This window comes from Sediminibacillus dalangtanensis, from assembly GCF_017792025.1.
GTDB lineage: Bacteria > Bacillota > Bacilli > Bacillales > Amphibacillaceae > Sediminibacillus > Sediminibacillus dalangtanensis.
In genome coordinates, this window is sequence record NZ_CP046956.1 from 1,169,709 (window position 1) to 1,193,653 (window position 23,945).

General features: G+C 44.3%; 21 protein-coding genes and 1 pseudogene. 12 read left to right on the forward strand and 10 right to left on the reverse strand.

What is annotated here, in order from left to right; translation table 11 throughout:
- Positions 1-76 precede the first annotated feature (76 nt).
- Positions 77-1,567, reverse strand: coding sequence for a peptide MFS transporter (locus ERJ70_RS05925; protein WP_209367869.1), 1,491 nt, complete (start codon positions 1,565-1,567; stop codon positions 77-79).
- Between the two features lie 251 nt (positions 1,568-1,818).
- Between ERJ70_RS05925 and ERJ70_RS05930 the strand changes: the two genes are divergently transcribed.
- From ERJ70_RS05930 to ERJ70_RS05950, 5 genes are all read left to right on the forward strand, one after another.
- Positions 1,819-2,382 (forward strand): beta-class carbonic anhydrase, encoded by a 564-nt coding sequence (locus tag ERJ70_RS05930; RefSeq protein WP_209367870.1) that lies wholly within the window; start codon positions 1,819-1,821, stop codon positions 2,380-2,382.
- A gap of 211 nt (positions 2,383-2,593) precedes the next feature.
- Complete coding sequence (locus ERJ70_RS05935; protein WP_209367871.1) at positions 2,594-2,833, forward strand: hypothetical protein; 240 nt, start codon at positions 2,594-2,596, stop codon at positions 2,831-2,833.
- A 106-nt stretch (positions 2,834-2,939) separates the two neighbouring features.
- Positions 2,940-3,920 carry a C39 family peptidase gene (locus ERJ70_RS05940; RefSeq protein WP_245208129.1) on the forward strand — a complete coding sequence of 327 codons (981 nt, stop codon included), beginning with the start codon at positions 2,940-2,942 and terminating at the stop codon, positions 3,918-3,920.
- A gap of 740 nt (positions 3,921-4,660) precedes the next feature.
- Entirely contained in the window at positions 4,661-6,049 is a 1,389-nt protein-coding gene (locus ERJ70_RS05945) for a bifunctional metallophosphatase/5'-nucleotidase (protein ID WP_209367872.1), read from the forward strand.
- Positions 6,042-7,001: an aminoglycoside phosphotransferase family protein gene (locus tag ERJ70_RS05950; protein WP_209367873.1), complete on the forward strand. Its 960-nt coding sequence runs from the start codon at positions 6,042-6,044 to the stop codon at positions 6,999-7,001. The genes ERJ70_RS05945 and ERJ70_RS05950 overlap by 8 nt, the downstream gene beginning before the upstream one ends.
- Here ERJ70_RS05950 and ERJ70_RS05955 read toward each other — a convergent pair.
- The gene (locus ERJ70_RS05955) at positions 6,998-7,912 is read right to left on the reverse strand and encodes a phosphotransferase (RefSeq protein ID WP_209367874.1); all 915 of its coding nucleotides are present in this window, start codon (positions 7,910-7,912) and stop codon (positions 6,998-7,000) included. The genes ERJ70_RS05950 and ERJ70_RS05955 overlap by 4 nt on opposite strands.
- On the reverse strand, positions 7,905-9,689 hold the full coding sequence (locus ERJ70_RS05960) for an ABC transporter substrate-binding protein (protein WP_209367875.1): 1,785 nt from the start codon (positions 9,687-9,689) through the stop codon (positions 7,905-7,907). The genes ERJ70_RS05955 and ERJ70_RS05960 overlap by 8 nt, the downstream gene beginning before the upstream one ends.
- Positions 9,690-9,789: 100 nt before the next feature.
- On the opposite strand from ERJ70_RS05960, the gene ERJ70_RS05965 reads away from it, so the two are divergent.
- From ERJ70_RS05965 to xylE, 3 genes are all read left to right on the forward strand, one after another.
- On the forward strand, positions 9,790-11,043 hold the full coding sequence (locus tag ERJ70_RS05965) for an MFS transporter (protein ID WP_209367877.1): 1,254 nt from the start codon (positions 9,790-9,792) through the stop codon (positions 11,041-11,043).
- An 87-nt stretch (positions 11,044-11,130) separates the two neighbouring features.
- A complete protein-coding gene (locus ERJ70_RS05970; protein ID WP_209367879.1) occupies positions 11,131-11,913 on the forward strand; it encodes a class I SAM-dependent methyltransferase in 783 nt (260 codons plus the stop codon).
- Between the two features lie 141 nt (positions 11,914-12,054).
- Positions 12,055-13,452: a D-xylose transporter XylE gene (gene xylE / locus ERJ70_RS05975; RefSeq protein WP_209369163.1), complete on the forward strand. Its 1,398-nt coding sequence runs from the start codon at positions 12,055-12,057 to the stop codon at positions 13,450-13,452.
- 67 nt (positions 13,453-13,519) lie between these two features.
- Here the strand turns inward: xylE and ERJ70_RS05980 are convergent, their stop codons facing one another.
- Positions 13,520-14,311: a cytochrome c oxidase assembly protein gene (locus ERJ70_RS05980; protein ID WP_245208130.1), complete on the reverse strand. Its 792-nt coding sequence runs from the start codon at positions 14,309-14,311 to the stop codon at positions 13,520-13,522.
- A gap of 4 nt (positions 14,312-14,315) precedes the next feature.
- Positions 14,316-14,801 (reverse strand): DUF2243 domain-containing protein, encoded by a 486-nt coding sequence (locus ERJ70_RS05985; RefSeq protein WP_209367882.1) that lies wholly within the window; start codon positions 14,799-14,801, stop codon positions 14,316-14,318.
- A 364-nt stretch (positions 14,802-15,165) separates the two neighbouring features.
- On the opposite strand from ERJ70_RS05985, the gene ERJ70_RS05990 reads away from it, so the two are divergent.
- Positions 15,166-15,330, forward strand: a complete 165-nt coding sequence (locus ERJ70_RS05990) for a hypothetical protein (protein ID WP_209367884.1) — start codon at positions 15,166-15,168, stop codon at positions 15,328-15,330.
- A 184-nt stretch (positions 15,331-15,514) separates the two neighbouring features.
- Here the strand turns inward: ERJ70_RS05990 and ERJ70_RS05995 are convergent, their stop codons facing one another.
- Entirely contained in the window at positions 15,515-16,411 is an 897-nt protein-coding gene (locus ERJ70_RS05995) for a Rossmann-fold NAD(P)-binding domain-containing protein (protein WP_209367885.1), read from the reverse strand.
- Between the two features lie 104 nt (positions 16,412-16,515).
- Here ERJ70_RS05995 and ERJ70_RS06000 point away from each other — a divergent pair, with 104 nt between their 5' ends.
- Positions 16,516-16,737, forward strand: coding sequence for a hypothetical protein (locus ERJ70_RS06000; RefSeq protein ID WP_209367887.1), 222 nt, complete (start codon positions 16,516-16,518; stop codon positions 16,735-16,737).
- A gap of 57 nt (positions 16,738-16,794) precedes the next feature.
- Here the strand turns inward: ERJ70_RS06000 and ERJ70_RS06005 are convergent, their stop codons facing one another.
- The 3 genes and pseudogenes from ERJ70_RS06005 to ERJ70_RS06015 form a co-directional block, all read right to left on the reverse strand.
- On the reverse strand, positions 16,795-17,538 hold the full coding sequence (locus ERJ70_RS06005) for an ABC transporter permease (RefSeq protein ID WP_209367889.1): 744 nt from the start codon (positions 17,536-17,538) through the stop codon (positions 16,795-16,797).
- A gap of 18 nt (positions 17,539-17,556) precedes the next feature.
- Positions 17,557-18,465 (reverse strand): ABC transporter ATP-binding protein, encoded by a 909-nt coding sequence (locus ERJ70_RS06010; protein ID WP_209367891.1) that lies wholly within the window; start codon positions 18,463-18,465, stop codon positions 17,557-17,559.
- Between the two features lie 557 nt (positions 18,466-19,022).
- Positions 19,023-19,598 (reverse strand): annotated as a pseudogene (locus ERJ70_RS06015) (peptide-methionine (S)-S-oxide reductase MsrA); the annotation flags it as partial.
- Between the two features lie 201 nt (positions 19,599-19,799).
- On the opposite strand from ERJ70_RS06015, the gene ERJ70_RS06020 reads away from it, so the two are divergent.
- Positions 19,800-20,405 carry a YpjP family protein gene (locus tag ERJ70_RS06020; protein ID WP_209367894.1) on the forward strand — a complete coding sequence of 202 codons (606 nt, stop codon included), beginning with the start codon at positions 19,800-19,802 and terminating at the stop codon, positions 20,403-20,405.
- A gap of 64 nt (positions 20,406-20,469) precedes the next feature.
- Here the strand turns inward: ERJ70_RS06020 and ERJ70_RS06025 are convergent, their stop codons facing one another.
- Complete coding sequence (locus ERJ70_RS06025) at positions 20,470-23,442, reverse strand: penicillin-binding protein 1A (RefSeq protein ID WP_209367896.1); 2,973 nt, start codon at positions 23,440-23,442, stop codon at positions 20,470-20,472.
- Positions 23,443-23,707: 265 nt separating this feature from the next.
- Between ERJ70_RS06025 and ERJ70_RS06030 the strand changes: the two genes are divergently transcribed.
- The gene (locus tag ERJ70_RS06030; protein WP_209367897.1) at positions 23,708-23,920 is read left to right on the forward strand and encodes a CDGSH iron-sulfur domain-containing protein; all 213 of its coding nucleotides are present in this window, start codon (positions 23,708-23,710) and stop codon (positions 23,918-23,920) included.
- Positions 23,921-23,945 lie beyond the last annotated feature (25 nt).

Below are 23,945 nucleotides of genomic sequence, written 5' to 3' on the forward strand. Positions count from 1 at the left end.
TCAGACCGCCAAGCCGCTTTTGTTAACAATTATCAAAAAATTTATTGTGTGGACAGTTACTAAATAAACGCTGCTGTTACTTGACACCTTGCATTTTCTTTTGAATGACAGGGGAAAGCAGGAACAGCAACAAGCTTAGTACCAATGCGGATCCACCGATAATACCAAAGTAAAGTGTTTCGGTTTCGTCGGTGTAGAATTTAACAATTTGTGCGTTGATCGCCTGGGCTGCTGCATTGGACAGGAACCACAGACTCATCGTTTGAGCTGAGAATGCCGCAGGCGCCAATTTCGTGGTGGCTGACAATCCGACTGGAGATAAGCACAATTCACCAAGCACCACGATAAAGTAACTTAGTACCAGCCATAACGGATTGACTAATGCATCTCCGCTCATTGCTCCGGGTACCAGGATAACGATGAACGACAAACCGGCAAACAACAGACCTAAAGAGAATTTCTTTGGTACGGACGGCTGGCGATCACCGAGCTTGACCCATAACCAGGCAAATAAAGGTGCCAGGAAGATAATGAACAACGGATTCAGTGACTGGAACCAAGCCGGAGAAATATCAAAACCTGCGAATTGTAATTGCGTACGCTGATCGGCATAGTTAGCCAGGATTGTCGATCCTTGTTCTTGAATAGCCCAAAACATTACCGAAGCGATGAAGAGGGGAATATATGCGATAATCCTTGACCGTTCAACAGTTGTTGTCTTCGGACTACGGTACATGACCACAAAATAAGTAGTAGGAATCAAAATACCAAGCACGCCGATCAATCCGATAAACGTGTCAAAAGTAAGCAGTCCCATTGGAATAGTAAAAGCGATAAGCACAATGACCACTATAGCAGCCAGTACCAACCATTTAGTGAATTTTTTCTTTTCCTCTGCTGACAGAGGATTACCAACATAGTTTCCGGCAAGACCTAGGTTCTTCTTTCTCGTAAAGATATAAACCATTAATCCACAAAACATTCCGACTGCAGCTACACCGAAACCTAGATGGAAGTTAACTTCTGTTCCTAATGTTCCGACAATCCATGGAGCAAGAAAACCACCTAGGTTAATGCCCATGTAAAAAATACTAAAGCCGGCATCACGACGCTGGTCTTCCTCACTATAAATCTCACCGACCATGGTAGAAACATTCGGTTTCAATAAACCTGTTCCCAAGACGATCAGCACCATTGATACAAAGAACAATGTAATGCTGCCTGGGATTGCCAAGGCAATATGCCCGAACATAATCAAAATTCCACCATATAAAAGTGCTCTTGAAGTACCGAGGACTCTATCGGCAAGCCAGCCTCCAATTATCCCCGACATATATACAAGCGATCCATAAATAGACATAATAGCAAGCGCGGTGCTTTCCGGCAGGCCTAATCCACCGCTGGATACTTCGTAGTACATGTAAAATACGAGAATCGCTCGCATTCCATAGTAGGAAAAACGTTCCCAAAACTCAGTGAAAAATAGCGTAAACAAACCTTTCGGGTGACCAAAAAAGCCTTTCTGAGGTACGCTGTCCACAATTTTCTGTTTTTTCTCGCTAGTCATAAGCAACCTCCTTTTATTACCTTTACCATATTATTTCTATCTAGTTAAAATGTCAAAGTAAAATTCAGGCAATAGCTTGCAAATATTGATAGGGAGGGATTATTTTTAATAGGAAGAAGGTGAAGTAGAGGTGTTTTTACGGATACCTCCTATTTACTGGGTGGAGAAATAAATACCTATTCATTTTATTTTTTACCAAAGACCTTTTATAATTAATCTAGTACATATAATAGAAGAAGAGAGGGACCAATATGAAATTACTGGAAGAAATTTTAGCGCACAATGAGCAGTTTGTCGAGAGCAAGGACTATGAAAAATATCAAACAGACAAGTTCCCAAATAAGCGGGCGGTCATCATCTCCTGCATGGATACCCGTCTCGTCGAATTGCTTCCACAATCGATGAATATCGGAAATGGAGATGCAAAAGTCATTAAAACTGCTGGAGCAATTGTCGCTGATCCGTTTGGCAGCGTTATGCAGAGCATACTCGTAGCTGTTTATGAACTGAAAGCAGACGAGGTATTTGTTGTCGGCCATCATAACTGCGGCATGTCCAGTCTAAACGCTGAATCGATGTTGGACAAAGTGAAAGAACGTGGGGTAAGTGAAGAAACGTTGACGACACTGGAGCATTCCGGTATAGATCTTGATCAGTTTTTACAAGGTTTTGATCGGGTGGAAGACAGTGTCAAGCACAGTGTCAAAACCATCAAGCATCATCCGATGCTGCCTTCCGATGTGCCAGTGCACGGATTGGTCATTGCACCTGATACCGGAAAACTAGACGTCGTGGTAGACGGATACAAAAAATAACCGAAAAAAGAGCCATTCTGCTGATGCATTTCAGTGGGATGGCTTTTTTTATTATATAGGAAATTATAAATTTAACTGTCTGTGGATTATTATTGGCTGAACCAGCCACGTCCAGCTCCAGCGCCTACCCCCTCGAGGTCTTAAGCCCACCCTCTGTGTGGCAAAAAGCGCCACGCCGAGGCTGTTCTTAAGCTTGTCGGAGGCCCAAACGATGTGGGTCATGCAGGCGTTGCCACAGGACGTGGCGGCTTTAGCCTGTACTCCTTTAAACAGGCGCCTGCTCTTTTGTCCTTTTGACGAAGTTACTGAGATAAAAATAACACTTGTTTTTCTGTTTTTCTTTCTATTCTATTTTACCAAAAGACTAAATTCGCCAAGAGAGTCTCCCAAAAAGGAAGGAATTTTTATAAAATTTGGAAAAAGGGTGGAAATAACTAGACAAGTAATATAGTATAAACGGGAAAGGATATTCTTTTTATTACCATTAAAATAGATAAAAAATACTATTTAAAATTGATTCTATGAGACTAGAAAAGATAGTAGAGAGGATTTTTTTAGTGGGGAAAAACGTTAGGAAGTTAATGATTGTAACGGTGGTGGTTATGCTTTTTATGACTAGTTTCTATTTTTCTAAAAGTAAACACGTCCAGGCGTCAGGAGTTCGGATAAAAGGAATACCGGTTTTCGATCAATACCCCGAACTTCCAACAGGCTGTGAATCGACAGCACTGGCAATGCTGTTAAATTGGGGTGGAGTCGAAATAAGTAAGTTTGAAGTAGTAGAAAGGCTGCCGAAAGGGAAGAAGGTCAGAGAAATAGATGGACAAGCTGTGGGAGCAAATCCCCACTTTCAATTTGTTGGCGACCCATATTCGGAGGAAGGCAGCTTTGGAGTCTTTGAGGGACCTATCTTACATACGATTGATCAGATTATGCCTGGAAGGGCAGTTGATTTAACCGGAAAAAATTTTCAAGCGATTTTGGATGTCATCCAGTCTGGAAAGCCTGTGATGGCATGGACTACGATTAACCAGCAAAAAACCTATCATAGTACTTCATGGGTAGATGAAGAAGGCGAACAAATAGATTGGTATCGTTATGAGCATGCTGTTGTTATCGTTGGTTTTGATGAAGAACATGTTATCGTCAACGACCCATATACTGGCCAAGAGGAAGTGTACGATCGGGCACTATTCAAGGAAAATTGGCGATCAATGGGAAGAAGAGCTGTGACCTTGAAAATGGATGAAAAAGACCTTCAACCGCCAGAAAAAGTGGAAATGAAAAGTTTTACGCAACCGAGAAAAACGGCCAGCAGAACTAAAAAAGAAACAAATTCAGGCAACGAATCTCCTGCAATACTAATTAAGGGAGAAAAAAGTCAGCGAAAAAATGATTTAAAAGAAAAAAACAAGAATCGAAAAGTGAAGAGTAAAACAGTAGAAGAAGATACACATGCTAATCAATCCACCTCGTTATGGAAGCATATAACGAGTACTAGAACGTTAGCTATCAATGCGTTGAAAATTTTATGGTGAAGTACAGGAAAGCGGTCCCTTTTTATAAGGAGCGGACCGTTTTTTTATCAGGAATTCTGGGAGTTTTTTATGAATTATTATAAGGACAGGCCATTTTCACATGCTTAGTTGCACTTTGTGTAAGTTGATAGAAACTACGAACTAGCTCTCTTATTCTGGTGATAGATAAGTGCGAAACCTCGCTGCGGCAGAATACTTAGCTTTCCTTGGGCACGAATCCAGCCAGGGTATTACGTGAACAACCTTCTTTGCTTCCTTGGATCAAGGATACCAGCTACAGAGCTTTACTTATGAGTCCTGTCCTTAAGAACAACTAGACATAGACATCTTATAAACGCTTGCCAGGAAAGGTGTGCTTCTATTCGCTTTTCTTCTTCTCTTGGATTTTCAGCTTGCTTTCTTAGCTATGTTTTTGACAAGAAGTTTCAGGTAGTATCAAGTGAATCAAGAGAAAAATGTGCCAGTATATTCGTTTAGAACAGGAAGCTGTTCCTGGCGAAATACTCGGAGACTCCCACGGGAGGAAAGGCCTCGGTGAGATCCCGCAGAGCTTTCAAGCTCAAGGAAACTCACCAGCCGCCCGCGGAAAGCGTAGGCTATTTCTGCAGCGCACATTTCAGCTCAACGCCTGATGAATGGGAGAAGTCTCTTGGTAGTTACGCTGCAGTTTCTATCTTTTTATGTAATAGCAACCGTATTAAAAAATAGCCAGAATAACAGTAATAAAAGGGGGATATTTAATGAAGCTTAAAATCATACATACCAATGATCTGCACAGTCATTTTGACAACTTTTCCAAAGCCGTGTCACTGATCCGACAGCAGAAGGATGAACATACCTTACTGCTGGACGGCGGCGACTTTGCCGATTTCAAAAGCATCGAACTACAGGGAACAAAAGGAAAGGCAGCAATCGAGTTGTTGACAGAAGCTGGATACGATGCATTGACCATCGGAAACAATGAAATGTTCAATGGTATGGAGACACTGAAACATATGGCAGGAAACAGTCCGATTCCATTTATCAGCAACAATCTTTTGAAAAAAGATCTGTCCCCGATTGAGGGAGTGGTTAGTAGCACAATCATCGAAAAAAATGGGCTACGCATCTTGGTAACCGGTTCGTCTCCAAATTTGGAGGAATTCAACGACGGGCTCGGTATCCATGTATCCGACTATAAAACTGCATTGCAAACAGAATTGGAAAGAAGGCAAGGATTGTTTGACCTTTGTGTGGTATTAAGCCATATCGGAACGACCGCAGATCAAAAGCTTGCAGAAGAAGTCGAAGGAATTGATGTTCTGATATCCGCTCATGACCACCAGCTTTATGCCGAACCGAGGCTTATAAATGGCACGATTTGCAACAGTGCTGGGTCATTTGGAGAACATGTAGGCGTTCTGGAGTTAATGGTAGAAAACGGGAATGTCTGCTTGACCGACAGTAGCATGCTCTCTACAGATAAGGCTGAAGCATCAAGTAGCATTACCGATATACTGGCAAACAGTAAAGAAAAAGCAGTTAAAAATTTAAGTCAGCCCCTTTACACATTGAAGCAGCCGCTATGGCATGATGTTGTAGAGGAAAACCCGTTGTCGAATTTAATCGCCGACGGGTTGAAAGATTTATTGCAGACCGATATCGGCTTGATCAATAGCGGTATCGCCCTTGCAGGTATATTTGAGCACGTATCGGAGAAAAAACTGATCGAAACCTGTCCTTCTCCATTAAATCCGACGTCCTTTGAGATAAAGGGAAAAACGTTAAAAGCTGCGGTGGAGCAGTCACTGGATGCTCAGGTTTGCCTGGCAGATGGCAGAGGTCCGGGGTTCAGAGGTAAATATGCCGGCAGACTGCATATTTCCGGAGCGACAGCTGTGCATGACGGCAATCGTCTCATCAAGGTAACCATTGCCGGCCGGGAGATCGAGGATGAAATTTGGTACACAGTGGCCAGCTCGGATTACTTGCAGCGAGGGTCAGGCTATCCGGTTCTGGCCGATAACCGTAACCCTGTGTTCAAACCGGAGTACATCCGTGACGTCATCCGAGAGTATGCTGCCAAACCCTCCTTCTTGAAACAAGCGACAATCGGACGCTGGATTAAAGGTGCCGATATCCTTGTTTGAAAACAGATGGAACAGGACACTCTTACAGGAGCGCTTTGTCAAAAATATCAAGCATCACTTTAAACAGGAAGGCGAAGCGTGGCTGGAACGACTGCCGGAAATAAGCCATCAATGTGAGCAAACTTGGCAGGTGGAGATGATGAAACCATACGAGCTGTCAATCAACTATGTTGCACCTGCAGTTGGGAAAGATGGAAGAAAATTGGTCGTAAAGCTGTCGGTTCCAGGGGAAGAATTTACTTGTGAGTTGGAAGCGCTTCGGCAATTGGAATCCCCGGCAATGGTCCGATTGATAGCTTTTGACGAGAACCTGGGAGCCCTTCTTTTAGAACGAATGGAACCGGGTGGAACGCTGGCTGAGGTAGAAGAGGAGGATAAAGCTTGCCGGATTGCGGCGGATGTGTTTGAGCAGCTGACAAGAGAACCACTGGGCGAAACAACGCTCCCGACCACAGAGGACCGGACGGCGTCCTTGGCAAAAATTGTTTCCTATTATCCAGCTGGATGCGGACCGATCAGCCGATCGACACTGCTGGAGGCACAGCAGACCTTTAACCGTTTACACAGGACAAGGAAAAAGCAATGGCTGTTACACGGTGACTTCCATCATTATAATATCCTGCAAGACGGAGAAGAGAAATGGAAAGCGATTGACCCCAAAGGCTTAATCGGAGAACGGGAGTACGACTTGATACAATTTTTACTAAACAAGCTTCCGGAAGAAGATCCTGTTTCTGTCATCGACAAACGGATACAGATTTTCTCGGAATTTCTGAAGCTTGATAAGCAGCGCTTTGTATTATGGGGATTCTGCCACAGTGTGTTGGCTACCTGCTGGACGGTTGAGGGAAACGGCAATTATAACCGTCCGTTTTACCGGGCGATCGCTGCTTTCCAACAGATTCACCAAAAATATTACCATCACGAAGTCCACGAAGCGGAAATACGCTAATCGAATGAGTGGTCTGAAGTGGCTTGCATTTTTTTTAACCGCTTGAATTTTTCCAGGGCAGTCGGCCAATTCACCATTTGTCCTTTTTTTACTTGATATAGCAATTCATGAAAGACGGGTTGAAGACCATAGAAATTCCGGATACGTTCGAAAAGATGTGCAACAGGTTCCCTCCCTGAATAATACCGCAGTACCTGGCGGGTAAAGGCCGGTCCGAAATCCCAATAAAATCCGGCAAAATCAAAGGCTGGATCCCCGTACTGGGAATCAGTGAAATCGATGATACCGGTAACCAGTCCGGATTCCTTGTTAAAAATTATATTGTTTGCAGATAAATCTCCGTGAATCCAAGCTTGTTGGATTGGTTGTTGTTCAGTTTCTTGTAGAAATCCATGAAAAAAATTAGAGACGATCATGCTTTCGTCTTCAGCTAAATTGGGAAGGATATGCGTTTCGACTGAATCAAATAACCGCTGCCAGTACTCCTGTGTATGAATAGTCAAAAGGGGACTGTCAACTTGCTTGGCAGGAATCTCGTGCAGCTTACTGAGAAATTCGCCAAGCAGCTTTGCGTTGTCTTGATTAGAAATCAGTGCAGCATGTTGAGGACTTGTCAGAGCCTCTCCCTTGATAAGCGGGTAATATACAGCAATGGTTCTGCCTTGCTTATCCCGAATCACCTGAAAGTTGGGGACCTGCAACGGCGGACTCGTTTTCTCGATTGCTTTCAACAGGGCGGTTTCCCGCTCGGTATGGCGGCGGACGGCTTGATTTTGGGGAAAGCGGAAGACAAGCTCCTCATTTATAATGATAATGTCATGGTCCCAGCCTGAATAGTTGAAGCTGGTTGTTTCAATGGTTAACCAGGGAAGATGTTGGCTAATGATGGATAACATCGTCTGTTCATTCATTTTTGCTCTCCTTTCTTGCCGATAAGTGGTTAAACCAGAGTTGTGTATAATCGACCCACCCCAGTGCATTCAGCTGAATTCTTTCTACGTTTTGCGGATAGATGGCGAACTGCTCTAATCGATATAAAAAAAGGAAATGATGGTGGGTGCACAACTTCGCTTCTTCCTGCTGTAATCCGTAAACACATTCCCTCTCTGAAAGACTTTCAGCAATAATCTGTTGAATCCGTGTTCGGCTTTGGCCGGGCAGGTGGTGGGCGGGTAAACTGTGCGTTCCCTGAAAAAAGGTCAAATAGGTGAGGAGACGACTCTCGTCGGCAAGCTGCTCTCCCAACAACATATCTGCCTCCTGGAGATTCTGTTCCATCAATTCCTCATAGGGAAGAAAATGTAAGGACACTCTCACACCCGTTTTTGCTAATTGTTGTTGAATCCACTTGCCATCCAATTCGTTCCCAGCTCCTGTGTAACTATATAGGTGAAATGTTTCCCCTTGATAGCTGCTTGCATGGAGTAGTTCATGTGCCAAAGCGGGATTCCGAAGTAACGAGACGTCGTTTTCGGTATCGCGAAAAAGTCTGTCAGCTGGTAAGTAACGATTTCCCTGCAGCTGTTTAATCAATTTCTCTGGTTGTAACAAATGAAAAATAGCTTTGCGCAGTAATGGGTCAGTGGCCAGCTTTCCTTTATTGCCATTCAAGGACAACAGCTTGCACCCTTGATCGACCGCGGTTGTTTGCTGGAAGTTTGCTGTCGATTTTGAAGCGTAAGGGTATTGATAAAAATTGACTCGTTCACTTTCCACCACATCAGTGGCTTGGTTGTCATACAACTCAGGGAAAAAATACATAATGACTTCATCCAGGAAGGGGCGGGTTCCGAAAAAATGTTCAAAGGTCCGGAGCCTCAATTGTGTTTTAGTATTTTCAATTTCCTGAAACGGCCCTGTCCCGATTGGTGATCCAACAAGGTTCCCTACAGGTACAATGCTACCACCCATGCTTGCGGCAAGATGCAAAAAATAAGGCATCGGTTTTTGAAAGGTAAACTGTATGGCGTAAGTATGAAGCGGCTCCGCTTTTTCAAGGTTGTCCAACATCCAGTGATAGGCTGAGGATACCGACCGATGGCGAAGATAGCTGTAACATACATCCTCTGCGGTCATTTCTTTATCATCATGAAAACGAACCCCTTTTCTTAACTGAAAAATCCATACGGTATCGTTGTGGTGATGGGACCAGGCATGCGCCAGCTCGGGCACATGTTCTGCAGCTTTTTCGTCATAACGGACCAGCCGGTTGTATATGTGTCGCATGATATGGTTTTCCGAGCGGCGATGAACCAGTAGTGGATCCAGTTTCGGCAGCGGTCGGTAAGAAGGGAATTGAAGCCGGTCGATTGTATCGATTTGTTTCGTATGGCCCCCATCAGTAGTGAAAAACAACCAGTCGATAAACAGTTGCTGCGTATGTCTGCTGATGGAAAACCGTTGTAAAAAACGAATTCCTTCTTCCATCGAAACGGTGCTACGTTCTTTTGCTTCAGCGAGAATCAGGTCTTCCAGATCAGCTATTAACTGAATGGAGGAAGTGTTTCCCCTTCCTTTTCCTGGCTTCCATATAATCCAGCCGGCTTGTTGCATACGGTGGACGATCAATTTGGCATTTCGTTCTGTACAGGCTAAGTGTTTGCCAAGCTCTCCAATGGTGATAGCGTGAGTCTTTCCAAGGTCGGGCAGTATCCCGTATAAACGTTGATAGTGTTCCAACAACCTCATTTTGTCACCTCTCTTGTAAAAGGGGAAATACAGTTGTCTCGATTATACACTTTTTTTCCTCTTTTTAGCATGTAGACTTTAAGAAGAGGGGGGAGATTTCATGAAAAAGGGAACCAACAAACACAGAAGTGGTGAAACGAGTGATGTTGGAAAAAAACAAATCATCGGAATAGCATTCATCACAGCAGCATCTGTTCTGGGGGATGCCATGTTGCTGATCGCGCTGCCGATATATTGGAAGGATGCTGGACTTGACTCGCTGTGGCAAGTAGGAGTGCTTCTGTCGGTCAATCGGTTTATCCGGCTTCCGGTCAACCCACTGATCGGTTTGTTTTATCAACATTTTCACCGACGTACCGGTATCATGATAGCGGTATGCTTGGCCGTATTAACGACGGCTTCATATGGATGGATGGCGAATTTTTGGCTGCTTCTGCTCATGCGGGCAATATGGGGGATTTCCTGGTCACTTCTTCGGCTCGGCGGATATCTGTCTGTGATTGAGGCGTCGAATGACAGCAATCGGGGTCAGTATGTTGGATTATATAATGGATTATGGGGGCTCGGAGGATTGACCGGTATGCTTGCCGGTGGAATGTTGATTGATCAAACCTCTTTTCTGTTTACTTCCAGCCTGTTTGCTTTTATCGGACTATTGGCAATTCCGGCAGTATATTGGTTCATACCGTCCAATCATCAAGAAAGTTCTTCTAAGCCTGGAGCGCAGTCAGCAGTAAGAAAATGGTGGTCGGTCCATACATGGTTAGTGCTTGGTACTGGTGGGGTAGTTGGCATCATGGTGTTTGGTTTGTTTGCGACAACGCTCAGTCAATTGATAGCTGGCAACATTTCAACTGACTGGTCTGTAGGCGGCTTTGCCGTTGGGGCGGCAACAATTGCTGGTGTCATACAGGCAGTACGCTGGGGCTGGGATCCATTTGTTGCTCCAATGATTGGAAAAGCACTAACGACGCACCGTGCTATGGTTCGGTCGTTGTTGGTCGTATTGTTTTCTGGCGGATTTGTTTTCCTACTGCTCGGAAACGCTGCTTCGCTGACCATTCTGTTACCAGCATTGTTGATATTCCAGCTGATTTCTACAGGGTTTGTCACCACATCCGACACAATGGCCGCTAGTACAGCGGCGAAGACAGATCGTATAAAAATGATGACCGCCTATACCATCATCGTCGATGTAGGGGCAGCATTGGGACCGCTCATTTCGTTCTTTTTGCTGGATATAACAAGTATTGCGCTGGTCTACACACTGGCCGGGATTATCTTTTTCGCAGTTGGCTTATGCTGGCTGATTGCTTATGCTACCAATAGCAGCGGTTTTAAACATGAAGGATGAAACGATGGGTACGTAGAAGGAATTTATGAGTAGAATCTAGAATGAAGAGATGGATTGGAATATGAAATCCAGAAAGGAACTAGAGCGATGAACCAAGAGAATCAATCGAAAGCAGATGTCCAGGCCCAGTTTGGAAAAAATGCAGCCAATTATGTAACTAGTACGATTCATGCCCAGGGAAAAGATTTGGAAAAATTGAAAGCAATTATCGATTGGACTGGTGAAGAGTGCGTATTGGATATTGCAACAGGAGGAGGACATGTAGCGAATACGCTGGCTCCTCTGGTGAAAAAGGTGACTGCCGTCGATTTGACCACAGAGATTCTAGCTGTTTCCCGGACGTTTCTAGAGAAAAACGGGCATACAAACGTAGAATTTATGGAAGCAGACGCTGAACAGCTGTCATTTCCAGATGAATCCTTTGATAGTGCTGTCTGCAGAATTGCTGCCCACCATTTTTCAAATGTAGCAGCATTTGTCCAGGAAGCCTACCGGGTGCTGAAAAGAAGCGGTACATTCATCCTCATCGACAATACAGCACCAGAAGCAGAAAAAATGGACTTTTTCTATAACCAGATTGAAAAACGCCGGGATTATAGTCATCAGCGTGCCTTGAAAAAATCGGAATGGGTCCAGATGATTGAGGAACAAGGGTTTGAGCTGGAGGAACTGTATCGGTTTCCTAAACAGTTTTATTTTGAAAAATGGTGCAAAACGATGGACTTGCCCGATAATGAAAAACATGCCTTATCAAAGGAGATGCTTCAGGCGCCGGAGGATATCAAGAGGAAGTTCTGCATCACGGAGGAAGAAGGGAAGGTGGCTAGCTTTCAAGCGGAGGCGAGCCTTATAAAAGCTATAAAAAGATAAAATTTTATTATAATAATGAGTCATCATACTTAGTTCGTTTACTGGACAAACAAAGATACACTTGATAAAATATCCCTGAGAAAGCGATTACAGCTGAAAGGGGTGGAGACGGAGAGTGAAATCGATACTTTCCGGCAGCAAATGAAAAATCAAAAACAGCTTTATATTATTCTTGTAACTCTGGTAGCAACACTTGGCGGATTGTTATTCGGTTATGATACTGCTGTCATTTCCGGTGCAGAGGGGGCATTGCAGGCTTATTTTGCCGATAATCTGAATCTCAGTGCGCTTGTCCATGGGATAACGGTTTCGAGTGCCCTGATTGGATGTATCATCGGGGGGCTTCTGTCCGGTTACTTAGCTTCCAACCTTGGCCGGAAGTATTCACTCGTGCTGGCAGCCGTGTTATTCCTTGTTTCCGCACTAGGATCGGCATTTCCCGAGGTTCTATTTTTTACAAAAGGAGAACCGACGATGGCCTTGTTGGTGACCTTCAATCTCTATCGGATAATTGGAGGGATCGGTGTCGGACTTGCTTCTGCAGTGTCTCCGATGTATATCGGCGAAATTGCACCTCCCGAAACGAGAGGAAGCCTTGTTTCACTGAACCAGTTCGCCATCATATTCGGCATGCTGGTCGTCTATTTTGTGAATTGGGGTATTGCCAAGGGGCAATCCGTCGCTTGGGTAAATGAAACCGGTTGGCGCTATATGTTTTTATCAGAGGCAATACCAGCAGCACTGTTTCTCTTTTTGCTCTTTTTTGTACCGGAAACGCCGAGGTACCTTGTTTCCAAGCAGCAAAATGAAAAGGCAAAGGAAATACTCAGTAAGATTTACGATAAAACAATGGCAAAGGCAACGATGTTTGAAATTGAAAAGTCCTTTGATGAAAAAAAGGGAAAACTATTCGCTTTTGGCAAGAGGATAATTGTGATCGGTGTTTTGCTATCTGTTTTCCAGCAATTCGTCGGCATTAACGTTGCGCTTTATTATGCGCCGCGCATCTTTGAGAGCATGGGAGCTGCCCGGGATGCATCCATGTTCCAGACAATCATTATGGGACTGGTCAATGTCGTCTTTACCCTCATTGCCATCTTCACAGTCGATAAATTCGGACGGAAACCATTGCTGATAATCGGCTCGATCGGGATGACTGTAGGAATGTTCGGTGTAGCCGGCATGGCATTTTCTAATGCGATCGGGATTGGCACCCTTATTTTCATTATCATTTATACGGCTTCCTTTATGATGTCTTGGGGTCCGATTGTCTGGGTATTAATCGCAGAAATTTTTCCAAACAAAATCCGCGGACAGGCAGTTGCGATTGCCGTTGCGGCTCAGTGGGCAGCCAATTATTTTATTTCTTCTACTTATCCATCGATGATGGAATTCAGCGGTGGATTGACCTATTCCTTCTATGGGATAATGAGTATTCTCTCTGCCTTGTTCGTATGGAAAATGGTACCCGAGACCAAAGGCCGTTCTCTGGAAGAACTGGAGTCGATTTTGGTAAGGAACAAGAGACATTCCGCTTAATGTATCCGGTTTCTTAGTGAATAAAGGACGAAACAACCATCCACCGAGATAAATGGTGGATGGTTGTTTATTGGTCTAATTGGGTTATAGGATGCCCAGCTTGCTGAGAATGTGGCCGGGCTGCCTTGAACCAGTGCAGGCAGACGAGAAAAATGAGGACTGCGTCAATAAAATCCCCTCCGTAATACATCAGCATACTGCCGGCTTCTGCCTCCGATGTGGAGACTTGGGCAGGCGGATTGGCATAGAGATATTTTGCCAGTATGGCGTGTCCTGCCAGCGCTGCCAGCAGGATGCTGGCTCGATAGCGGTAACCCGCCCGGTGTGGTGTCGGGTCGATATAGACCATGGAAGCGGTGAACAGATATCCCGCGATGAAAACATGTAAATGGATAAATATGTGCAGCAGGAGACTCTGATGCATGGCTTCGTAAAATCCCGTCGTATATAATATCCAGAGTCCGCCGATATTTAAAACGGTGGCAAATGCCGGATCAGTAAACAAAGAAAAAGGGCGGCTTCTTAACAGCCACGAAACACGCCTGGCATAATACACAGGCAATGCACGCAGTAATAGCGTTAGCGGAGCACCGAGAACCATTAGGAGCGGAGCAAGCATTCCTACTAGTAAATGGCCAAGCATATGAAAGAAAAAGCTATGTTGAGCAAGTACCGCCAATGGTCCAGCAACGGCAATTCCTGCCAACATACAGCCAGCGGACCAGCTGCATGTCCGCAAAATCGACCAACGACGCTGGCGTCTGGCCGAATATATTACTCCGATCATATACATGAAACAAGCAAGAACGAAAGGAAGCAACAGAAGCAGCTGGGCGACTATGGATAAAGAATCATGCATTGGCTTATCCATCCTCCTTGATTCTTTTAGGTCGTGTACGAATGAGTAATAACAGGCCGGACAGCAACATGCAGAAAGCCGTGATATTCCAGGCAACATCATAGGGGAGAATGTCAACGTCATAGCGGATTTGATGCAATTTCCACAGCTTATGTTGTATCGTTCCGTCGTACAGCTGAAAGAGTCCGGCACCAGTCAGTACTCCGCCAAACCAACGTTTGACATACCAAGTATTCCGACGTCGTAAATCTGCCACAAGAAATAAGCTGCCAATGGTAGCGAACCAGCTGAAAGCATGAAAAAAGCCGTCAGAAACAAGGCCGATATTCGTTGTAGCCTTATCATAAAAATGATGCCAATGAAGCAGCTGATGGAAAACGGCCTCGTCAATAAAAGCAATCAAGCCCAAACCGAACAGGAAACCGGACCATAAGTTTCGGGAAGCATATCGAACTGCAATCGGATAATCCATTTTTTTTACATCATGCATAAAACTGGTCCTCCTTTGATAATCAAAAGTACGTTTTTTTATTTAGTTTGTCTTAAAATAGGGGAATGAAAACCTGTTGATCGAATTTTGAATGTATTAATTACTACCCGAACAAAGAGATTGATGAAACCAGAGAAGAAAGGGGCAGACCTTATAGTGTATAAAAGAAGTACAACTCCTGTTCGTGAAGAAGAGCGATAATCCCGGAAAGAAGATCAACAACAGGAAAAAGAAGAGCGACTATCGGGAAAAGAGGATCAACTTCCGAGAAGAAGAGCGATAATGCCGGAAAGAAGATCAACAACAGGAAAAAGAAGAGCGACTCGCAGGAAAAGAGGATCAACTCCCGTGAAGAAGAGCGATAATGCCGGAAAGAAGATCAACAACAGGAAAAAGAAGAGCGACTATCGGGAAAAGAGGATCAACTTCCGAGAAGAAGAGCGATAATCCCAGAAAGAAGATCAACAACAGGAAAAAGAAGAGCGACCCGCAGGAAAAGAAGATCAACTTCCGAGAAGAAGAGCGATAATCCCGGAAAGAAGATCAACAACAGGAAAAAGAAGAGCGACTCGCAGGAAAAGAAGATCAACTTCCGAGAAGAAGAGCGATAATGCCGGAAAGAAGATCAACAAAAGGAAAAAGAAGAGCGACTCGCAGGAAAAGAGGATCAACTCCTGGAAAAAGAAGAGCGACTATCGGGATAGGATGATAAACTATGTGATCCTCTCCAAATGCCTTTTGAACAGTTTCATCACTAGCAGATGGATTATTGCCTGACTATATTTATAGACAAACCAGGGCAGGGATGGCTGGTATTCATGAATGGCTATCAGACAATGGTTGCTTGACGGAAGCTGGCAGAATTCCAGCCTGCCAGCAAGGTTGGCTGCTAGAAGACCTCCGGCTATGCGATAGATGGATCGGCCAGGAAAGCTGTTTTCTTCTGAATAGTGCAGAGTGAGCAGCGGACGACTGAGAAGAACAGTGCGCACGCGGCAAAAATTTCCATGCCATTCTGTTTTAATCAGAGGGCTTCCTATACGGTTGAGCCATTTTGTATAATAAAATGCCGCCCATTTTGCGCCTTTTCCACGGGGCAGTCTGACACGCTGAATAGACCGGACGGCCCCAGTAGAGGCCGGGAATATAGTTGGGATCTCGATAAGGCTCGATGGAAGGGGGATTGTTTTCACAGGTACTCCCGAAGTCCCGAGCGCTTTTTCCACCTCTGCGGGGTTGCCGGAAGGTATCCACCCATTTGGCTTCATATAAATAATTTTTCCTATACGAGTCTCCCTTACAGCCCTGGCAAAGCTGTCAGCTGCCAGAACCGCCATGTCCGGCAGTAAAGCCTGGGATAAACGTACTGCAGGAAATTCAACAGGATATAAAAATACCGCCAAATCTGCCCCCTGCAATCCGCTTATGATAGAGTCTACGTTAAAAAGATCACATTGTTGTGTGGAAATATTTTTAGAGTTCTGTTCCATATTTTGTGAGTTGCATAATCTTATAACTTTGTAGTTCCTGGCAAGCCTGGCTAGTACTTTATCGCCTGGTGTTCCGCTTGCCCCTATAACAGCAACTGTCAATCGATTTCTTTGTTTCATTGTCTACCTCCGGATCATTCAGCTTTGCATTCTTTCTTTTCATTGTAAATCAACCATGTTCATTTGTTAAAATGTAGAAAAGCTAAGGTGAGGAGAGGATAGGGGTGAAAGAGTTTAAAGTAACCTATTTTTTCGATCAGGAACACTATATCCGTCGGTTTATCTTTGCCGATTCGCAGGAAAAGGCCGAAGAGCTAATTCAAAGTGAGCGGAATGACTATGTCTCGTTTCGTGACAGCAGGGGAATTTACCACGAGCTCCATCCGCGTGACGTCCGGGTAATTCAACTATCTGAGTATTTCCGAAAACAAAAAAAGCCAAAGTAGGGCAAGAAACAGGAAAAGCATCCATCCGGCGTCTGTTGCAGGATGAATGCTTTTGTATCAACTTTTAGCTAGTCGTAAGTACCGCTGGTATCCGGTAATGGCAATCAGTACACCGATTGCGCCGCCGACAAGCAAGATGGCTATCGGCCGCCATATATCCAAAACCCCGCCATCATGGAGAATGATCTCTTTATAGCCTTCCAATCCCCAATATTGCGGGATAAACTTGCAGATGGTCTGCATGATGTCCGGCATGATTTCAATTGGCATCCATAGCCCGCCAAGTAACGCTCCTCCCAGTGCAATGATTTGCGTCAGCGCAATGCCCATGTTTTCCGTTTTCACTAGTACTGCCATGGCCAATCCCCAGCTTGTTGCGAGAAAAGCCTGGAACAGGGACATGACGATGAGTGCAGTCGGATCACCGAGGGGCAGGTCATAAACAAGGACTCCGAACAAGAACAAAACAGCGATTTGCAAGAGAACGATAATCATAAAAGGAATCCACTTGCCCATAAAGTAACTGCTGACAGAAAGCGGAGTACTGGCAATACGAGCGACCATTCCGCGCTCCCGGTCCTTAATGAAAGTAATTAAGATAGAGATCATGATAAAAAACGTGAATATGACGGTATATCCAGGAATGATTTGGGTGACGGTTTCTGTATATTCAACCCCTTCTTGACCGGAGAAAACAGCAACAAAGACAATAATGAAAAGAATCGGTAAAATAAAAGTCCAAAACCAAATTCCTTTATCATGCATATTCTTTTTTAATTCCATTTGAGCTATAGCCCACAATGTGAATCCTCCTCTCGTTTAGTTATCGCGCAGCTTTGTGCCGGTCAACTGGAAGAAAATGTCCTCCAGCTTCGGGTAATACAATTCCAATCTCCGTGGCTGCAGACCAAGCTCACGAAAACGGACGAGCAACTTCTCTAAGGTGGCAAGGGGCTCTGCATCGCTGACTAAATAGCCCTCCCCTTTAGGAGCGATTTGATAGGGATGGAGGTGCTCCGCTTCTATCGTATCACCGGAAACGTATAAAGAAGGGGTGCCGTACTTTTCCATCAACCTGTTCATGGTTCCATTTTCCAATAATACCCCTTTATCGATAAGGCCTATTCTGTCACAAAGCTGTTCGACCTCTTCCATGTAATGACTGGAATAAATAATCGTACTGCCGTCTGCTTTTAATTGCTCGATGATCGAGAAAATAGAGTTTCGTGATTGTGGATCTATTCCCACGGTGGGTTCATCCATGATAACAATTGCAGGATCATGCAGCAGGGCACACCCAATGTTCAACCGACGCTTCATCCCACCGGAAAAATCCAGTACAGTATCTTTGCTTCGTTCCGTCAAACCGATTTTTTCTAACACGTTATCAATACGATTGTTCAAGTTTTTTCCTGAAAGTCCGTAAAGTCGACCGAAAAGCAGCAAATTATCCCTGGCTGTCAATGTTTCTTCCAGACAGAGCTCCTGCGGGATATAGCCAATCAGCTGCTTGACCGCTTGTTTTTCTTTTGCTACAGAAAATCGATCAACGACAACGTCACCTTCAAAATGCCTTAAGATGCCAGCAAGGATTTTCATCAATGTCGACTTTCCAGCACCATTCGGACCGACAAGACCAAAGCAAGATCCTTTGTCAATCGTAAACTCGATATTGGTCAATGCCTGGATTTTGCCATACGACTTGCTCACTTGGGCTACTTCAATCAAATTTTCCCCTCCTTAAAAGTTCCTTTGTAACAACATCTAGTTAACTTTACGCATGATATGGATGAAAGTTTCAGAATATTTTAGAAAACAGGAGTGTATTACGAAAAAAAGGGAAGACTTCCCTTCGTCGCATACTTTGTTGTTCGTTCATTGCCGTGGGTGATAGAAATTGTGCCATAGCTTGAATGAGTCTCCCTAACCTCCACATTAATGGAGTCGGAGCGCGGAGCTACGGAAATATACTCTGCGCTTTCCAGGTGGCTGGTGAGTTTCCTCGAGTTTGCGCTATGTGGAATTTCACCGAAGCCATTCCTCCCGCTGAAGTCTCCGGGTATTTCGCTATGAACAGCTTCCTGTTCTGAAACCTGTAAAGGGGGAAGGAAGCCACGTGAGGGTTGCGCTGCAGTTTTTCCTTTTGTGCAAAAGCAGCAATCACTTGGAATTCTTTCTAAAAAACGAGGCCTAACAATAATGCTTGAGGGAGAGGTTTCAAAGGAAAGGGCTGCCAATCGACAAAACGAACGATTAGCAGCCCGGCTGTCTTCCTGGTTATCTGTTCACCAGCGGATTGATTTTATTGTATGAAGCAGTTTTCCTTGCTCTGCTTCACAGATTGGCCAGTTTTTTATTTCGGACCTCAATTCCGCCATTGTGATCCAGCCTTTCACAAAACTGTTCAGGCGGGCTGGTAGGGTGGCATTGTTAAAGGCCTCGAAAGAAGGGTACAGTTCTTGCAATTTGTTCACTGCATCTGGGTACCTTTTTATGAAGTATTTTTGGTGTCTTTCTTCAGCTAGTGTGAAGCTGTAAAAAGGGGCGATTTCTGTTTGAATTGTCTTTGATGACTGCTTTTCCAGTTTATTTTTAACGCTCTGGATTGCCGGCAATTCACAAGTATCTTGATATAACAACAAAGACAAATATTGGCGGCCTTTATAGCTGTCACGGTTAGGGTTATGGCTCTTCCAAAAATGTTCAAGCAGTGTTTGATAGGAAAGAAGCGATGGATCGAAGTCGATTTGAACCATTTCGGTATGATCGCCGATCGTTTTATATGTTGGATGATTTGTCGTTCCACCGGCATAGCCGGTGCGGGTACGAACCACTCCTGGTAAATGCCCGAACCGGGCTTCTGTACCCCAGAATCAGCCCATGCCCAGGGTAGCGGTTTGCAAGAAGTCTGTGCTGCTCGTTTCCATGATAACCCTCCCAAAAGCTGTTTTCCTTATCATATGTGTTTGTCTTGGCAATGTCCAGTGGATGGTATAAAAGTTTTATAGACTTTTCAGCTTAACATGATAAACTATAAGTAGTACATAAAGGGAGACATTTCTATGAAACTCTGGTTGAAGAAAATATCTGTCATCTTGATCACGTTCATGACGCTGGGTATGTACATCCCGCCAAACTATTTGGATACGAGCGCAGCAGAAAAAGACGAAGTATTCTCCAAATCTGATTCCGATAGTCATGCTGAAGTCACCGTTGGTGTGGTGGACAGGGAAGAGGAAACGTCAACCGATGAATTAGCAGACAATAGTCAGTTGATTGCTTCCTTCAGAGAACAAGCTGCTGAGCGGACCGTTGCCAAACTCGGCCCAAGGATTTATCCCAAGGTGGAGGATGAGTTTACGTCTACTATTCTTCCGGTGCTCGAACAAGTGGTCAATGATATTTTAGTAGATGCCGGAGAAGAAAAAATCCCTTATTTTGTTATTACGGAACAACCAGGAAGTGGTTATGGAGAGCGTATTTTCAATATTCACGACAATCAGACCGATGAAGATGTAGCTAAATTTCATGTAAGACGTGATAACCGTCCTGGTGAAGGATATTGGTTTAATTTCCATTATCATATAAACAGGGATGGCTTTGAAGGACACTATACAATAGGGGAAATTTATTGGGATAAAAATACGCCGCCGAAGTGGACGGTATAAGTAATAGAAGAAAGAGAAAGGCAGGAGCTTTCGGCTCCTGCCTTTCTCTGTTTTTTTAGCCGTCTTAATCTTCCGCGTCTGCAGCATCACTTCCATTTTCTCCGGTATTGTCAGAATCAGCTGCATCAGCCGATTGATTTGTCTCGCTCTCTCCTTGGCTATTTTCTTCTTCTGCGGTTTCTGGGTCTTCTCCTGCTGCATCATTATTATTTTCCGCTTGACTGTCTTGATTAGCATTCGTATTCTGACTTTCATTATTATTTGATTCATTTTCACCATTGTTTTCTTCATTACTGTTCTCACTTGATTCAGTTTCATCACCATCTGTTTCTTCGTCACTGTTTTCACTTGACTCATCAGAGGAATCGGAGTCCTGTTCTTCTTCATTTTCTTCTTCATCGGATTCCTCATTTTCTGAACCTTCTCCTGTGGCCCCGCTGTTATCTTCTTGATTATCGTCATTCTGGTCTGCGGTGTCCTGATCACTGTTATTTTCAGCCGTTGTTTCTTCCTCGTTTTCTTGTTCTGACTGATTATCCGTTTCGTTTTCTGTATCTTCTTCCTTGTTTCCATCTTCACTGGATGACGAACTGTCTTCCTCGTTCTCTCCATCTGAATCAGTTTCTTCACTTTGCTGTGAACTGCTTTGATTGTCACCGTTGCTGGTACTGTCTTCTTCTTCTGTATCGGTATCGACAACGATGGAGGCGGGATCGCTTTCTTCTTCTTCCGATACAGCCCGGACAGTAAAGGTGTAAGATTCTCCCGATTTGATAGAAGGAATGGTTATTTCTGTTTCGTCTGTTTCTTTATCTGTGATGGAAGAACCCCCTTCAGCAGAAGCTTCCACTTCAAAATGCACCTCCCGGTCGTCGTCTTCATTCTGTTCATAATCCCAGTCTAATTGGACCGTAGCTTTGTCTTTATCGTAGTCAGCAGACAACCCTTCCGGTGCAGGCAGTTCAGGGATAAATTCATCTGATTCCTGTTTTGGTACTTCTCCTTTTACAAACAATTCTGTTGAAATTTTATCCTCTGGCGTAAAACTGCTGGCTAGCTTTGGCGGGTTGGTTCCTTCTTCTATCTTTTTCTCTACGACACTATCCGGTTTTTTGAAATCTTCCGTGTCTTTCTCCTCGGTAACGTTGGCCATGACATGCTTGAATATCTTTTTGGCGATATCTTTCTCATTTCCTGTTAACGGATTTTTTCTGTCTTGATAACCAGTCCAAATTGCTGCGGTATAATCTGTCGTGTAACCTGCAAACCAGGAATCCGGTGAACTGTCTTCCGGAATATTGTATTTTTCAACTGAATCCTCTGAGTAGTTTGTGGTTCCTGTTTTGCCTGCAACAGGCAAACCGGAAATGTTCGCCTTGTATCCGGTAGCCTCTGGTTTTTTGATTACATCTTTTAACATATCCGTAACCATGTAAGAGGTATAGTCTTCCATTGCTTGATGGCTTTCATGATTGGTTTCCAATGTTTTTCCGTCTCTTTGTTCGATTTTCGTAACGGTGTATGGCTCGTTATATGTTCCGCCGTTGCCGAATGCGGCATATGCCCCGGCTATTTGCAGAGGACTTGTGCCTTTCGATATTCCGCCGATGGCAGCACTTTCCATTAACGGTTCTTCCAGGTTCAAACCAAGCTTTTTTGCGAAATCGGCGGCGTTTTCGTGTCCAGCTTCATTGAAGGTTTTGATTGCCGGAATGTTCCGGGAATCCCACAATGCTTCGCGTATCGTAATTTCTCCTTTATACTTTCCATCCCAGTTGTGTGGTTCCTCGCCATTTTCATACTCGAATTCTTCGTCATTCACAATATGGGCGGTGGACCACTTTTTATATTCAATTGCTGGTCCATAAGCCAATATTGGTTTGATGACGGAACCAGGCTGCCTGCTTGTGTCGGTGGCAAAGTTGAAGGCGCGTTTGGTGCTCTTGGCATAGTTGCGGCCGCCACCTACAGCGCGAATCGCCCCATTTTTTGTATCGAGCAAGGTGATTCCAGCTTGGAATGGCTGCCCGTCCTTGTCTTCTGGGTAATCAATTGCATCCTCCTTGTTCAGCATATCTTCTATTGCTGATTGGGCATCAGGGTCGAGGGTAGTGTGGATCTTTAATCCATCCTCATAAATGTTGTAATCACCGATGGCATCTACCTCACTGATCACGACGTCTATAAAAGCTTCATAACCATCAGAGGCGGACAAGTAAGTTCGTTCTCCATCATCACGTTTAACGAGTCCCTCGGTGATAGGAGTTTTTTCTGCCTTCATCCGTTCTTCATGCGTAATCTTATCATGTTCTTCCATTAGCGACAGGACAATGTCGCGTCTTTCCTTTGCCCGTTCGGGATGGTCATAAGGATTGTAACCGTTCGGACTCTGAGGCATACCGGCAAGCAGGGCTGCTTGCGGCAGCGTGAGCTCATCAAGCTCCTTGTCGAAGTAGTAATCTGCTGCTGTGGCAATACCGTATATGTTATCGGAGTAATAAATTTTGTTTACATACATTTCAAAGATTTCCTGTTTGCTGTATTCCTGTTCCAATTTCACAGCCAGCCATGCTTCCTGGGCTTTTCTTTTCAAAGACTTTTCCGAAGATAAAAATGAGCGTTTTATGACTTGTTGGGTGAGGGTGCTTGCACCTTCTGATCCAAACCCTTCGGTTATGTTCGCTATTATTGCCCCGCCAAGCCTTAGAGGGTCAATGCCGAAATGCTCATAAAATCTGACATCCTCAGTGGCTAAAATGGCATCCTCTACTAAACCGGGAATCTCGTCATAATTTACCTGTTCCCTTTTTTTGTTCCCTATTGCCGCCACGACGTTGCCGTCTTTATCAAGAATTTGGGAAGCTGCCGGGTCTACCAAATCCTTTTCATTTAAAGGCGGCGCCTGGTTCGCATAATATGCAAACACACCAGCACCAGTCAGAAGGCCGGCCAAGCCCAATAAAAGAATCAGGAAAAATAGCTTCAGCCACAGTGGTTTCTTTTTCCTTCTTTCCATTCGAGATTTCTGTTCAGCCATGTTTGTTTCCTCACTTTCAATAAATCGTACATAGTTCTTCTTTTTTTGAACTGCTTCATCCGAAGAAATAAAGACCTTTAATTGTATACCCGATCTAGCAAACAGCCGAACTTTCAGTTTCTGCCAAAACTTTATGCTGTACAGTCATGTTTCCTTCCGAATTGGAATCTACTATAGGGAAAAAGCCAATCTTGAAGGACAATCTGGAGGAAGGCTGGACAGTCTATCCGGCAATCAGTACAATTTTAGAGGAGGGGAGATGAAGATGAGCGAAAAACAAAAAGCGATTATTCAAGTGAGGGATAATGGTTCCATCCTAGTCAAAGGGGATGTAGAATTGTTGGATGCAGATGGAAATGTATATGAAACAAAACCTGCTTTTTCTTTATGCAGATGCGGTGCTTCCAGCAATAAGCCGTTCTGCGACGGTACTCATAAGAAAATTGGCTTCGAAAGCAAAACGCGGGTACATGACTAAGAGATAATTGAGCATGTGAAAAAGT

Bases quoted from the DNA above. Each gene is read 5' to 3' on its own strand.
- ERJ70_RS05925 (WP_209367869.1), bottom strand. From the start codon at position 1,567: ATGACTAGCGAGAAAAAACAGAAAATTGTGGACAGCGTACCTCAGAAA.
- ERJ70_RS05930 (WP_209367870.1), top strand. From the start codon at position 1,819: ATGAAATTACTGGAAGAAATTTTAGCGCACAATGAGCAGTTTGTCGAG.
- ERJ70_RS05935 (WP_209367871.1), top strand. From the start codon at position 2,594: ATGTGGGTCATGCAGGCGTTGCCACAGGACGTGGCGGCTTTAGCCTGT.
- ERJ70_RS05945 (WP_209367872.1), top strand. From the start codon at position 4,661: ATGAAGCTTAAAATCATACATACCAATGATCTGCACAGTCATTTTGAC.
- ERJ70_RS05955 (WP_209367874.1), bottom strand. From the start codon at position 7,912: ATGAATGAACAGACGATGTTATCCATCATTAGCCAACATCTTCCCTGG.
- ERJ70_RS05960 (WP_209367875.1), bottom strand. From the start codon at position 9,689: ATGAGGTTGTTGGAACACTATCAACGTTTATACGGGATACTGCCCGAC.
- ERJ70_RS05965 (WP_209367877.1), top strand. From the start codon at position 9,790: ATGAAAAAGGGAACCAACAAACACAGAAGTGGTGAAACGAGTGATGTT.
- ERJ70_RS05970 (WP_209367879.1), top strand. From the start codon at position 11,131: ATGAACCAAGAGAATCAATCGAAAGCAGATGTCCAGGCCCAGTTTGGA.
- xylE (WP_209369163.1), top strand. From the start codon at position 12,055: ATGAAAAATCAAAAACAGCTTTATATTATTCTTGTAACTCTGGTAGCA.
- ERJ70_RS05980 (WP_245208130.1), bottom strand. From the start codon at position 14,311: ATGCATGATTCTTTATCCATAGTCGCCCAGCTGCTTCTGTTGCTTCCT.
- ERJ70_RS05985 (WP_209367882.1), bottom strand. From the start codon at position 14,801: ATGCATGATGTAAAAAAAATGGATTATCCGATTGCAGTTCGATATGCT.
- ERJ70_RS05990 (WP_209367884.1), top strand. From the start codon at position 15,166: ATGCCGGAAAGAAGATCAACAACAGGAAAAAGAAGAGCGACTATCGGG.
- ERJ70_RS05995 (WP_209367885.1), bottom strand. From the start codon at position 16,411: ATGAAACAAAGAAATCGATTGACAGTTGCTGTTATAGGGGCAAGCGGA.
- ERJ70_RS06020 (WP_209367894.1), top strand. From the start codon at position 19,800: ATGAAACTCTGGTTGAAGAAAATATCTGTCATCTTGATCACGTTCATG.
- ERJ70_RS06025 (WP_209367896.1), bottom strand. From the start codon at position 23,442: ATGGCTGAACAGAAATCTCGAATGGAAAGAAGGAAAAAGAAACCACTG.
- ERJ70_RS06030 (WP_209367897.1), top strand. From the start codon at position 23,708: ATGAGCGAAAAACAAAAAGCGATTATTCAAGTGAGGGATAATGGTTCC.